Source organism: Streptomyces capoamus (assembly GCF_014654935.1).
Taxonomy (GTDB): Bacteria; Actinomycetota; Actinomycetes; order Streptomycetales; family Streptomycetaceae; genus Streptomyces; species Streptomyces capoamus.
Genome location: NZ_BNBF01000012.1, coordinates 1 through 12,728, shown reverse-complemented (window position 1 = coordinate 12,728; position 12,728 = coordinate 1). Strand labels below are relative to the sequence as shown.

Below are 12,728 nucleotides of genomic sequence, written 5' to 3'. Positions count from 1 at the left end.
CGCACCAAGCGCGCCAAGCGCTTCCGCGCGGGCCCGCTGGACGACGTCCCCGGCCTCGGCGACACCCGCAAACAGGCGCTCATCAAGCATTTCGGCTCGGTGAAGAAGCTGCGGTCGGCCACAATCGAGCAGATCCAGGAAGTGCCCGGGATAGGCCGGAAGACGGCCGAGACCATCGCCGTGGCCCTCGCCCAGGCGGCCCCGGCCGCACCCGCCGTGAACACGGCGACCGGAGAGATCATTGAGGACGAGGAACCCGACACGACGGGGGGTTCCTCGGGGGAGCCCGTGACCGCGGGCGCCCCGGACGACCGACGGGGGCAGAAGACATGACCGAGCACGAAGCACAGCCCACGGCAGGACGAGATCAGGCGCACGGCGCCACGGGCGACGACGCCGTCCGGCACGGCACCGGCCGGGAGGCCGCCCGGCAGGACGCCGACCGGCCCGCGGGCCAGGACAACGGAGCACAGGTGAGTACGGGCAGCGAGACAGCCGGGGCCCCCGAGGTGGCCATCCCCGAGCTGGTGATCATCTCCGGTATGTCCGGGGCCGGCCGGTCCACGGCCGCGAAGTGTCTGGAGGACCTCGGCTGGTTCGTCGTGGACAACCTGCCGCCCGCCCTCATCCCCACCATGGTGGAGCTGGGTGCCCGCTCGCAGGGCAACGTGGCGCGGATCGCGGTCGTCGTCGACGTGCGCGGCCGGCGCTTCTTCGACAACCTGCGCGAGTCCCTCGCCGACCTCGACACCCGGGGCGTCACCCGGCGGATCGTCTTCCTGGAGTCCTCCGACGAGGCCCTGGTCCGCCGCTTCGAGTCGGTGCGCCGCCCGCACCCGCTCCAGGGTGACGGGCGCATCGTGGACGGCATCGCCGCCGAGCGGGAGCTGCTGCGCGAGCTGCGCGGCGACGCCGACCTGGTGATCGACACCTCCAGCCTCAACGTGCACGAGCTGCGCGCCAAGATGGACGCCCAGTTCGCCGGCGAGGAGGAGCCCGAGCTGCGGGCCACCGTGATGTCCTTCGGCTTCAAGTACGGCCTCCCGGTCGACGCCGACCTGGTCGCGGACATGCGGTTCCTGCCCAACCCGCACTGGGTCCCGGAGCTGCGCCCCTACACCGGCCTCAACGAGGAGGTCGCCGCCTATGTCTTCAACCAGCCCGGCGCCAAGGAGTTCCTCGACCGGTACGCCGAGCTGCTGCGGCTCATCGCCGCCGGCTACCGGCGCGAGGGCAAGCGCTACGTGACCATCGCCATCGGCTGTACCGGCGGCAAGCACCGCTCGGTCGCGATGTCGGAGAAGCTCGCCGCGCGCCTCGCGGCCGAGGGCGTGGAGACGGTGGTCGTACACCGGGACATGGGACGGGAATGACGCCACGTACACCGCGGCTGGGCAGGCTGCGCCGGATGGTGCCCGACGCGCGCGCCGGCCGCCCGGCCGAGGTCCGCGGGGGCCGGCCCCGCCGGCGCGGCGCCCAGCCCAAGGTGGTCGCGCTCGGCGGCGGCATGGGCCTGTCCGCGTCGCTCGCCGCCCTGCGCCGGATCACCGGTGACCTCACCGCCGTCGTCACCGTCGCCGACGACGGCGGGTCCAGCGGGCGCCTGCGCGACGAACTGGGTGTGCTGCCGCCCGGCGACCTGCGCAAGGCGCTGGCCGCGCTGTGCGGCGACGACGACTGGGGCCAGACCTGGGCCCGGGTCATCCAGCACCGCTTCCAGTCCCAGGGCGACCTGCACGACCACGCGGTCGGCAACCTGCTGATCGTCGCCCTGTGGGAGCAGCTCGGCGACCACGTGCAGGCCTTGGACCTGGTCGGCAAGCTGCTCGGCGCGCACGGTCGGGTGCTGCCCATGTCGGCCGTACCGCTGGAGCTGCAGGCCCTGGTCAAGGGGCACGACCCGGAGCGCCCGGACGACGTGGACACGGTGCGCGGGCAGGCGACCGTGGCCCTGACGCCCGGTGAGGTGCAGTCGGTGCACCTCGTGCCGCACGACCCGCCCGCCGTGCCCGAGGCGGTGGCCGCGGTGCTGGACGCGGACTGGGTGGTGCTCGGTCCGGGCTCCTGGTTCTCCTCGGTCATCCCGCACCTGCTGGTCCCCGAGCTGCTGGACGCCCTCACCGAGACCAAGGCACGCCGTGTGCTGTCCCTCAACCTGGCGCCGCAACCGGGAGAAACCGAGGGCTTCTCCCCGCAGCGTCATGTGGAGGTTTTGGGCCGACACGCCCCTAAACTCGCCCTGGACGTGGTGCTGGCCGACGAGGCCGCCGTGCCCGACCGCGATTCGCTCACCGAGGCCGCCAAGCGGCTGGGAGCCGCGGTGGAGCTGGCGCCGGTGGCCAGGCCCGACGGTTCCCCCCGGCACGACCCGGAGCTGTTGGCCGCCGCGTACGACCGTATTTTTCGGATGCATGGAAGGATCGGCCCATGGCGATGACGGCAGCGGTGAAGGACGAGATCTCCCGGCTCCCCGTCACCCGGACCTGCTGCAGGAAGGCGGAGGTCTCCGCCATCCTGCGGTTCGCCGGCGGCCTCCACCTGGTGAGCGGGCGCATCGTGATCGAGGCGGAGCTGGACACCGCGATGGCGGCGCGCCGGCTCAAGCGGGACATCCTGGAGATCTTCGGGCACAGCTCAGAGCTGATCGTGATGGCGCCCGGCGGACTGCGCCGCGGTTCGCGGTACGTCGTACGGGTCGTCGCGGGCGGCGACCAGCTGGCCCGGCAGACGGGTCTCGTGGACGGCAGGGGCCGGCCGATCCGCGGGCTGCCCCCGCAGGTGGTCTCGGGGGCCACCTGCGACGCGGAGGCGGCCTGGCGCGGGGCCTTCCTGGCGCACGGCTCGCTCACCGAGCCCGGCCGTTCCTCTTCCCTGGAGGTGACCTGCCCGGGCCCGGAGGCGGCGCTCGCGCTGGTCGGGGCGGCCCGCAGACTGTCGATCGCCGCGAAGGCCCGCGAGGTGCGGGGGGTGGACCGGGTCGTCGTCCGGGACGGTGACGCGATCGGTGCCCTGCTCACCCGGCTGGGCGCCCATGAGTCGGTGCTGGCCTGGGAGGAGCGCCGGATGCGCCGCGAGGTGCGGGCCACGGCCAACCGGCTCGCCAACTTCGACGACGCCAACCTGCGCCGCTCGGCCCGTGCCGCCGTGGCCGCCGGGGCCCGGGTCCAGCGTGCCCTGGAGATCCTGGGCGACGAGGTGCCCGAGCACCTGGCCGCCGCGGGCCGGCTGCGCATGGAGCACAAGCAGGCCTCGCTGGAGGAGCTGGGCGCGCTCGCGGACCCGCCGCTGACGAAGGACGCGGTCGCCGGCCGGATCCGCCGGCTGCTGGCGATGGCCGACAAGCGCGCGTCCGACCTGGGCATCCCGGGCACGGAGGCGAACCTCAGCGAGGAGCTCGCGGACAACCTGGCCGGCTGACCGGACGGGTCGTCAACTCGCCGGTGTCGTACTCCGATCGGGTGGTCGGCACCGGCGTTCGCGTGTCTGTGAGTCGCTCTTGACTCGATCATGAAGTGACATGAGCCTGGCAACCTGTTCGCCGCTGTGGCGGACCACCGCTAGGGGGGTTCATGAGACACAGAGCGAGATCGATCCTCGCTGTCGGCGCGCTTCTGATCGGCGGAGCGAGCCTCGCACCCACAGCCCAGGCGCAGAGCGCGAGCCCGGCACCCTCCGGACCGGACGAGGTCAAGGTCTTCCGCGCCGAGGTCACCAAGAAGCAGGTACCCCTGCTGCTCGAGGCCGGCCAGGACGGACACGAACTCGGTGAGCAGGCCGCCGCGGGCGGCAGGACCCGGGTGGAGCTCTACCTCACCGACGAGCAGGCCGCGCACCTGCGCGAGCAGGGCGTCACCCTCACCGAGCACACCCTGTCCGCCCGGGCGGAGGCCCGGGTCGAGAACGCCGGGCAGGGCGTCTTCCGCCCGTACAGCGGCAGCGGCGGGCTCAAGGAGGAGATCCTGCGGACCGCCCGGGCCCACCCCGGCCTGACCAAGGTCGAGTCCATCGGCAGGACCGTCAAGGGCCAGGACATCCTCGCGCTCAGACTGACCAGGGACGCGAAGAAGTCGAAGGACGGCTCCAAGCCCTCCGTGCTGTACATGTCCAACCAGCACGCGCGCGAGTGGATCACACCGGAGATGACCCGGCGTCTGATGCACTACTACCTGGACCACTACGCGACCGACCGGCGCGTCAGGAAGATCGTCGACTCGACGGAGCTGTGGTTCGTCCTCTCGGCCAACCCCGACGGCTACGACTACACCTTCAAGGACTCCGGCACCCGCCTGTGGCGCAAGAACCTGCGGGACGTCAACGGCGACGGGGTCATCGGCACCGGCGACGGCGTCGACCTGAACCGCAACTTCCCCTACAAGTGGGGCTACGACGACGAGGGTTCGTCCCCCAACCCCACCAGCCAGACCTACCGCGGCGCGAGCCCCGGTTCCGAGCCCGAGACCAGGGCGCTGGACGGCTTCGAGAAGCGCGTCGGCTTCCGGTACGCCATCAACTACCACTCCGCCGCCGAACTCCTCCTCTACGGCGTCGGCTGGCAGGTGGCCACGCCCACCCCCGACGACGTCCTCTACAAGGCGCTGGCCGGCACGCCCGGCAACAGCGCCGTCCCGGGCTACCACCCGCAGGTCTCCTCGGAGCTGTACACCACCAACGGCGAGGCGGACGGCCACGCGTCGAACGTCAACGGGACGGCGATGTTCACCCCGGAGATGTCGACCTGCGAGACCGCGTCGGACCTCGATCCGAACGACGCCTGGCGGAGCCAGGACTGCCAGTCGGTCTTCAACTTCCCCGACGACGAGAAGCTGATCCAGCAGGAGTTCGCCAAGAACGTCCCGTTCGCGCTCTCCGTCGCCGAGACCGCCGTGCACCCCGACAAGCCGGCCTCCTCGGTCGGGCTGAGCGCCGCCGACTTCACCCCGGCCGCGTTCTCCACCTCGTACGCCCGGGGCGCCGCCCAGGAGGTCTCGGTCGTCGTCCGCAAGGCGGTCCGCCACAAGGAGCTCAAGTACCGCGTCGACGGCGGCCGTACGCGCCACCAGGCGCTGAGGCACTGGAAGGGCGGGGAGACGTACGGCGGTGAGGACGACCTCTACTTCGACGAGTACCGCGCCCAGGTGAAGGGCGCCGGCCCGGGCGACAAGGTCGAGGTGTGGTACACCGGCCGGACCGGGAGCGGGAAGAAGGTCTCCAGCACCCACTTCTCCTACACCGTCGCCGAGCGGCCGCGGGCGGACACGCTCGTGGTCGCCGAGGAGGGCGCGGCCGCCGCACAGGCCAGGACGTACGTGGACGCGCTGCGGGCCGCCGGGCACCGGGCGCTCGTGTGGGACGTGGCCGCCCAGGGCGCCCCCGACGCGCTCGGCGTGCTGAAGCACTTCCGTACGGTCGTGCACTACTCCGGCGCGAACGGCCCCGCCAACGCCACCCAGCTCCAGCTGCGCGCCTACCTCAACGAGGGCGGCAGGCTGATCGAGGCCGGCGAGCTGGCCGGCGGCAGCGTCGACCTCGGCGACGGCACCCTGTCGGACGACTTCAGCCAGTACTACCTGGGGGCCTACAGCCGTACGTCGACGAAGGGCGCCACCGGCTTCACCGGTTCCGGTGCGCTCGGCGGCTTCTCCGGTGCCCTCGCCGACGCGCCCGGCAACCCGCTGGACAAGGCCGGTACCTACGGCGTCACCTCCGAGGAGCTGCCGGCCGCCAGGTACCCGCAGTTCAAGAGCGCGGGCGCGGGCACCTTCGCCGGGACCGTCAACCCGTACGGGCCGTACGCGGGCTCCGCGATGGCCGCCGCCGTGCACACCGACGACGCCTACAAGCGCCTCACCCGCACCATCGACCTCACCGGTGTCACCGCGGCCGACAAGCCGGCCCTGAGCACCCGCCTGCTGTGGGACACCGAGCCGGGCTACGACCACGCGGTGGTCGAGGCGCACACCGTGGGCGCCGACGACTGGACGACCCTGCCGGAGGCGGGAGGGGCCACGACGACGGCCGTGCCGGAGGACTGCGGGGCCGGGTTCCTGATCGGCGAGCACCCGTGGCTGAAGCACTACCTGACCCTCACGGGCAATACCTGCACCGCGACCGGCACCACCGGTTCCTGGCACACCCTCACCGGCCGCTCCGCCGGCTGGCAGCAGGTGGGCTTCGACCTGAGCGCGTACGCCGGCCGGTCCGTCGAGGTCTCGCTCAGCTACATCACCGACCCCGGCACCGGCGGACACGGCGTCCTGGCCGACGACGCCTCACTGGTCGTGCGCGGCGCGGTGCGGGAGACCGAGGGATTCGAGTCGTCCCTGGGCGTCTGGAAGGCCGCGGGACCGCCCGCCGGCAGCCCGGCCGTACTGAAGGACTGGACGCGCACCGGGACCCTGTTCCAGACCTACGGAGCGGTCACCACGGACGACACCGTGCTGCTCGGCTTCGGCCTGGAGCAGATGCCGTCGGCGGCCGACCGGGCGGCTCTGCTGCGCAAGGCCTACGCCTCGCTCGACAGGTGAGCGGAACCCCCTCTCAGGGGTGCGGAAACGGGGTACTCATCAAGTGAGCCGACCCGCTCACGAACGAGTGAAAGAGGCGTCATAAGTGCCCCGCATTCCGTAAGGAATACGGATGAAACCGCTGCCGATCCGAGGTGGTCCGTACCCCTACTGGCGGGTACGGACCGCCTGCCCGTGTATGGGACATCTCGATGTCACCTCGGGGCCCTCCGAGATGTAGGGTCGGTGGTGGTCGGGGACATCCCAAACAGAGCTCGCCGGCACCGCATGGCCGGCGTACCAACGAGGAGATCGGTTCGTGACGATCCGCGTAGGCATCAACGGCTTCGGCCGCATCGGGCGTAACTACTTCCGCGCACTGCTGGAGCAGGGGGCGGACATCGAGGTCGTGGCTGTCAACGACCTGGGTGACACCGCGACCACCGCTCACCTGCTCAAGTACGACACGATCCTGGGCCGCCTCAAGCAGGAGGTCACCCACACCGCCGACACCATCACGGTCGACGGTCACACCATCAAGGTGCTGTCCGAGCGCAACCCGGCGGACATCCCCTGGGGCGAGCTGGGTGTCGACATCGTCATCGAGTCCACCGGCATCTTCACCAAGAAGGAAGACGCCGCGAAGCACATCGCCGGCGGCGCCAAGAAGGTCCTCATCTCGGCTCCGGCCAAGGACGAGGACATCACCATCGTGATGGGCGTCAACCAGGACAAGTACGACCCGGCGAACCACCACGTCATCTCCAACGCCTCCTGCACCACCAACTGTGTGGCGCCGATGGCGAAGGTCCTCGACGAGAACTTCGGCATCGTCAAGGGCCTGATGACCACGGTCCACGCGTACACGAACGACCAGCGCATCCTGGACTTCCCGCACAAGGACCTGCGCCGCGCCCGTGCCGCCGCCGAGAACATCATCCCGACCACCACGGGTGCCGCGAAGGCCACCGCGCTGGTCCTCCCGCAGCTGAAGGGCAAGCTGGACGGCATCGCCATGCGCGTCCCGGTCCCCACCGGCTCCGTCACCGACCTGGTCGTCGAGCTCGGCCGCGAGGTCACCAAGGAAGAGGTCAACGCCGCCTTCCAGAAGGCCGCCGAGGGCGAGCTGAAGGGCCTCCTGGAGTACACGGAGGACGCGATCGTCTCCTCCGACATCGTCAACGAGCCGGCCTCCTGCACCTTCGACTCCTCCCTGACCATGGTCCAGGACGGCAAGAACGTGAAGGTCATCGGCTGGTACGACAACGAGTGGGGCTACTCCAACCGCCTCGTCGACCTCACGGTCTTCGTCGGCAACCAGCTCTGATCGCCAGCAGGACCCCGAAGTGAGAGCAGGGCCCGTGCAGCGCACCGCCGCGCTGTCCGGGCCCTGCTCTCACGTACTGACCACGTCCTTTTACGATCAGGTGCACCACGAGCCCTCCTGTAGGAGTCCACTCAATGAAGACGATCGACGAACTTCTCGCCGACGGCGTGAGCGGCAAGCGGGTCTTCGTCCGCGCCGACCTCAACGTGCCGCTGGCCGACGGGACGATCACCGATGACGGCCGCATCCGCGCCGTCCTGCCGACCATCAAGGCCCTCGCCGACGCCGGCGCCAAGGTGGTCGTCGCCTCGCACCTGGGCCGCCCCAAGGGCGCCCCGGACCCCGCCTTCTCGCTGCTGCCCGCCGCGGAGCGCCTGGGTGAACTCCTCGGCGCCCCGGTCGCCTTCGCCCAGGACACCGTCGGCCCGGCCGCCCACGACGCCGTCGACGGCCTGCAGCCCGGCCAGGTCGCGGTCATCGAGAACCTGCGCTTCAACCCCGGTGAGACCGCCAAGGACGACGCCGAGCGCGGCGAGTTCGCCGACCGGCTGGCCGCCCTCGCCGACGTCTACGTCGGCGACGGCTTCGGCGCGGTCCACCGTAAGCACGCCTCCGTCTACGACCTCCCGGCCCGGCTGCCGCACTACGCCGGCCACCTGATCGCCAACGAGGTCGGCGTCCTGAAGAAGCTCACCGAGGACGTCAAGCGCCCCTACGTCGTCGCGCTCGGCGGCGCCAAGGTCTCCGACAAGCTCGCCGTGATCGACCAGCTGCTCGGCAAGGCCGACCGGCTGCTCGTCGGCGGCGGCATGGCCTACACCTTCCTCAAGGCCAAGGGCTACGAGGTCGGCATCTCCCTCCTCCAGGAGGACCAGGTCCCGGCCGTCACCGAGTACCTGGAGCGCGCCGAGAAGCAGGGCGTGGAACTCGTGCTCCCCGTCGACGTCGTGGTCTCCCGGGAGTTCCCGGACCTGAAGACGAAGGCGCCCACCGAGAACACCGTGGTCGACGCGGACAAGATCCCCGCCGACCAGGAGGGCCTGGACATCGGCCCGAAGACCCGAGAGCTCTACGCCTCGAAGCTCGCCGACGCAGCGACCGTCTTCTGGAACGGTCCCATGGGCGTCTTCGAGCACCCCGACTACGCCGAGGGCACCAAGGCGGTCGCCCAGGCACTCGTCGACTCGGACGGCTTCAGCGTCGTCGGCGGCGGTGACTCCGCCGCCGCCGTGCGTACGCTCGGCTTCGACGAGAACGCGTTCGGCCACATCTCGACCGGTGGCGGCGCCTCCCTCGAATACCTCGAGGGCAAGACGCTCCCCGGCCTCGCCGCACTGGAGGACTGACCCCGCATGACCACCCGCACGCCGCTGATGGCGGGCAACTGGAAGATGAACCTCAATCACCTCGAGGCCATCGCACACGTCCAGAAGCTCGCCTTCGCCCTGGCCGACAAGGACTACGAGGCCGTCGAGGTCGCCGTCCTGCCCCCCTTCACCGACCTGCGCTCGGTGCAGACCCTGGTCGACGGCGACAAGCTCAAGATCAAGTACGGCGCCCAGGACATCTCCCGGCACGACTCCGGCGCCTACACCGGCGAGATCTCCGGCCCGATGCTGGCCAAGCTCAAGTGCACCTACGTGGTGATCGGTCACTCCGAGCGCCGCCAGTACCACGACGAGACCGACGAGATCGTCAACGCCAAGGTCAAGGCCGCCTACAAGCACGGCCTGACCCCGATCCTGTGCGTCGGCGAGGAACTGGACGTCCGCCAGGCCGGCAACCACGTCGCCCACACCCTCGCCCAGATCGAGGGCGGTCTGCAGGACGTGCCGGCCGAGCAGGCCGAGACGATCGTGATCGCCTACGAGCCGGTGTGGGCCATCGGCACCGGACAGGTCTGCGGCGCCGACGACGCCCAGGAGGTCTGCGGCGCCATCCGCGCCAAGCTCGCCGAGCTGTACTCGCAGGACGTGGCCGACAAGATCCGCATCCAGTACGGCGGCTCGGTGAAGTCCGGGAACGTCGCCGAGATCATGGCCAAGGCCGACATCGACGGCGCCCTGGTCGGCGGTGCCTCGCTGGACGCCGACGAGTTCGTCAAGATCGTGCGCTTCCGCGACCAGTGATCCTGGTCGTGAGTAGGCGGTAGCCGCGATCCGTCGTACTCTTGCGGGGGCACAGCCCGGGTGCCGTGCCCCCGTCGTCCATCCGAATCCGAGGAAGTTGGTCCAGCCGTGGTTTTGGGGTTCTCGATCGCCCTGATCGTCTTCAGCCTGCTGATGATGCTGCTGGTGCTGATGCACAAGGGGAAGGGCGGCGGCCTCTCCGACATGTTCGGCGGCGGCATGCAGTCCTCCGTCGGCGGCTCCTCGGTCGCCGAGCGCAACCTGGACCGGATCACCATCGTGGTGGGTCTGCTGTGGTTCGCGTGCATCATCGTCCTCGGCATCGTGATGAAGACGACCGTCTGATCCGCGAACAGCACATTCCGCTCGTTGAGCCCCATGTTGGGTACGCGCCCCCGAGCGCGGCCTATCATGGGGCTTGCGTCTGGATATGGGGGGCCGGTAACTCCAATCACTGGACGCGCGTTGGGCCTTACGTAGACTGAGGCGCTCGCGGCGAAGCGCATGCCGACTCGCTTCGCGGCACCATCACGCAGGGAGTTACGACCGTGGCAAGTGGCAACGCGATCCGAGGAAGCCGGGTCGGGGCGGGGCCGATGGGCGAGGCCGAGCGCGGCGAGTCCGCGCCGCGTCTGCGCATCTCCTTCTGGTGCTCCAACGGGCACGAGACGCAGCCCAGCTTCGCCAGCGACGCGCAGGTTCCCGACACCTGGGACTGCCCGCGCTGCGGCTTCCCGGCCGGCCAGGACCGGGACAACCCGCCGGACCCGCCGCGCACCGAGCCGTACAAGACGCACCTCGCGTACGTGCGGGAGCGGCGCAGCGACGCGGACGGCGAGGCGATCCTTGCCGAGGCGCTCGCCAAACTGCGCGGCGAGATCTAGGACTTCCACCGGCCGGGTGCCCGCGGGCGCCCGGCCGGAGCCGTAACCTCCGCCCGACGCGCACCGATTGTCAGTGGTGCCCTCTACGGTTCTCATCAAGGCGCGAACCGCGGGGGGAGTGGTGACAGCGGTGGGTACGGTCGGGACGGGGGAGAGGCGTGCGCCCGCGTGGCGCGGCGGTTTCGGACGGCTGTGGAGCGCCGCCGTGCTCTCCAGCTTCGGTGACGCGCTGCGTACGGCCGCGCTGCCGCTGCTCGCCGCCTCGCTGACCGACCGCCCCCTGCTCGTCGCCGCCGTGACCGCCTGCGGCTACCTGCCGTGGATCGTCTTCGGACTGCTCGGCGGAGCGGTCGCCGACCGGGTGGACCAGAGGCGGGCGATGTGGGCGGTGGACGCGGCACGCGGACTGCTCGTCGCCGCCTTCGCCGTGGCCGTCGCCCTGGGCCACGCCTCGATCACCCTGCTCATCGCGCTCGCCTTCCTCCTGACGAGCCTTCAGACGCTCTTCGACAACGCCGCCACGGCCCTGCTGCCGGCACTGGTGGACCGGGAGGCGCTGGGCGGTGCCAACGCCCGGCTGCTGACCGGGCAGAAGGTCACCGGCGGGCTGCTCGGGGCGCCCGCCGCGCCGGTCCTGATCGCCGCGGGGACGGCCGTGCCCTTCGCGGCCGACGCCGCCACCTTCCTCGCGGCCGCCGCGCTGGTCGCGTCCCTGCGGACCGGCGCGCCCGAGCGCGCGCGGAAACCGGCGGGCGGCACCCTGCGCCGGGAGATCGCCGAGGGGCTGAGCACCCTGTGGCGCGACCGGGCCCTGCGCGGGCTGTGCGCCTCCACGGCCCTGTGCAACGTCGGCATGGGCGCCCTGATGGCCACCCTGGTGGTCCTGGTGACCGGCTGGCTGGACGCCGGCAATGGCGGATACGCGGCGGCGGCCACGGCGTACACCGTCGGCGGGCTGGCCGGGGGAGTCGCGAACCGGTGGGTCACGGCGCGGACCGGTGCCCTGCGGGCCGTGCTGCTCGCCGGCACCGTGCAGACCGGGGCCCTGGTCGTCATGGGCGCGGTGCGCAGCCTGGCCGCCCTGGTGGCCGCCCTCGCGGTGTTCGGCTCCATGGGCATGCTGTGGAACGTCAACTCCACCACGCTCATGCAGCAGCGCACCCCCGCCGACCTGCTCGGCCGGGTCGGCTCGGCCTTCCGCACCCTCGCCGTCGCGGGAGCCCCGCTCGGCGCGCTCCTCGGCGGTGCCGCGGCCACCGCCTGGGGACCCAACGCACCGGCCTTCCTGACGGCCGCCTTCTTCGTCCTGTCCGTCGTCTCGCTGATACCGGTCCGCACGGCGGACGTACCTGTTGTCGCGCACGACGGCGTGACGACGGCTCACACCGTGCGGTGATCAATTAGGTTGGAACAGCTGGGACAGGCACGAAAGAAGGCTGAAGTCCGATATGAACGCAGACGGCCGTACCAGGCTCGATCAGACGCCCGAATGGGCCGCGCTCGCCAAGCACCGGGAGGAGCTGGCGGACACCCGTCTGAGGGACCTGTTCGCCGCCGACCCCGCGCGCGGCGGCGGGTACACGCTCCAGGTCGGCGACCTCTATATCGACTACTCGAAACACCTGGTCACCGACGAGACGCTGCGGCTGCTGCGCGAGCTGGCCGCGGCCACGGACGTCTTCGGTCTCCGGGACGCCATGTTCCGCGGCGAGAAGGTCAACCTCACCGAGGACCGGGCCGTGCTGCACACCGCGCTGCGCGCCCCGCGTGACGCCGTGGTCGAGGTCGACGGCGAGAACGTGGTGCCGAAGGTGCACGCCGTGCTCGACAAGATGGCCGGCTTCGCCGAGCGGGTCCGCTCCGGGGAGTGGACCGGTCACACCGG

General features: G+C 71.1%; 12 protein-coding genes. All 12 read left to right on the top strand.

From position 1 onward, the window contains the following. Positions 1–333 (top strand): helix-hairpin-helix domain-containing protein (locus IE312_RS40930; RefSeq protein WP_268254326.1); only part of this gene is annotated, 333 nt, incomplete at its 5' end. Continuing rightward, positions 330–1,373 carry an RNase adapter RapZ gene (gene rapZ, locus IE312_RS19745; RefSeq protein WP_189983607.1) on the top strand — a complete coding sequence of 348 codons (1,044 nt, stop codon included), beginning with the start codon at positions 330–332 and terminating at the stop codon, positions 1,371–1,373. The genes IE312_RS40930 and rapZ, both read left to right, overlap by 4 nt. Then, positions 1,370–2,437: a gluconeogenesis factor YvcK family protein gene (locus IE312_RS19740; RefSeq protein ID WP_189983604.1), complete on the top strand. Its 1,068-nt coding sequence runs from the start codon at positions 1,370–1,372 to the stop codon at positions 2,435–2,437. The genes rapZ and IE312_RS19740 overlap by 4 nt, the downstream gene beginning before the upstream one ends. Further along, positions 2,428–3,417: a DNA-binding protein WhiA gene (whiA, locus tag IE312_RS19735; protein ID WP_030642347.1), complete on the top strand. Its 990-nt coding sequence runs from the start codon at positions 2,428–2,430 to the stop codon at positions 3,415–3,417. The genes IE312_RS19740 and whiA overlap by 10 nt, the downstream gene beginning before the upstream one ends. Positions 3,418–3,569: 152 nt before the next feature. Beyond that, complete coding sequence (locus IE312_RS19730) at positions 3,570–6,524, top strand: M14 family metallopeptidase (protein WP_189983602.1); 2,955 nt, start codon at positions 3,570–3,572, stop codon at positions 6,522–6,524. A 298-nt stretch (positions 6,525–6,822) separates the two neighbouring features. Then, complete coding sequence (gene gap, locus IE312_RS19725) at positions 6,823–7,830, top strand: type I glyceraldehyde-3-phosphate dehydrogenase (protein WP_189983600.1); 1,008 nt, start codon at positions 6,823–6,825, stop codon at positions 7,828–7,830. A gap of 134 nt (positions 7,831–7,964) precedes the next feature. Next, the gene (locus IE312_RS40925) at positions 7,965–9,176 is read left to right on the top strand and encodes a phosphoglycerate kinase (RefSeq protein ID WP_229900163.1); all 1,212 of its coding nucleotides are present in this window, start codon (positions 7,965–7,967) and stop codon (positions 9,174–9,176) included. 6 nt (positions 9,177–9,182) lie between these two features. Then, complete coding sequence (tpiA, locus tag IE312_RS40920; protein WP_229900162.1) at positions 9,183–9,959, top strand: triose-phosphate isomerase; 777 nt, start codon at positions 9,183–9,185, stop codon at positions 9,957–9,959. Between the two features lie 108 nt (positions 9,960–10,067). Continuing rightward, positions 10,068–10,304, top strand: a complete 237-nt coding sequence (gene secG / locus IE312_RS19715) for a preprotein translocase subunit SecG (RefSeq protein WP_189983598.1) — start codon at positions 10,068–10,070, stop codon at positions 10,302–10,304. A 203-nt stretch (positions 10,305–10,507) separates the two neighbouring features. Further along, on the top strand, positions 10,508–10,843 hold the full coding sequence (locus IE312_RS19710) for an RNA polymerase-binding protein RbpA (protein WP_003957010.1): 336 nt from the start codon (positions 10,508–10,510) through the stop codon (positions 10,841–10,843). A gap of 130 nt (positions 10,844–10,973) precedes the next feature. Further along, entirely contained in the window at positions 10,974–12,239 is a 1,266-nt protein-coding gene (locus IE312_RS19705) for an MFS transporter (protein ID WP_189983596.1), read from the top strand. Positions 12,240–12,291: 52 nt separating this feature from the next. Further along, a partial coding sequence (locus IE312_RS19700; protein WP_502266978.1) for a phosphoglucose isomerase-related protein occupies positions 12,292–12,728 on the top strand: 437 nt, incomplete at its 3' end.

Excerpts from the sequence above, each read along its gene's own strand:
- whiA (WP_030642347.1), top strand. The coding sequence starts at position 2,428 with ATGGCGATGACGGCAGCGGTGAAGGACGAGATCTCCCGGCTCCCCGTC.
- rapZ (WP_189983607.1), top strand. The coding sequence starts at position 330 with ATGACCGAGCACGAAGCACAGCCCACGGCAGGACGAGATCAGGCGCAC.
- IE312_RS19740 (WP_189983604.1), top strand. The coding sequence starts at position 1,370 with ATGACGCCACGTACACCGCGGCTGGGCAGGCTGCGCCGGATGGTGCCC.
- IE312_RS40925 (WP_229900163.1), top strand. The coding sequence starts at position 7,965 with ATGAAGACGATCGACGAACTTCTCGCCGACGGCGTGAGCGGCAAGCGG.
- IE312_RS19730 (WP_189983602.1), top strand. The coding sequence starts at position 3,570 with ATGAGACACAGAGCGAGATCGATCCTCGCTGTCGGCGCGCTTCTGATC.
- tpiA (WP_229900162.1), top strand. The coding sequence starts at position 9,183 with ATGACCACCCGCACGCCGCTGATGGCGGGCAACTGGAAGATGAACCTC.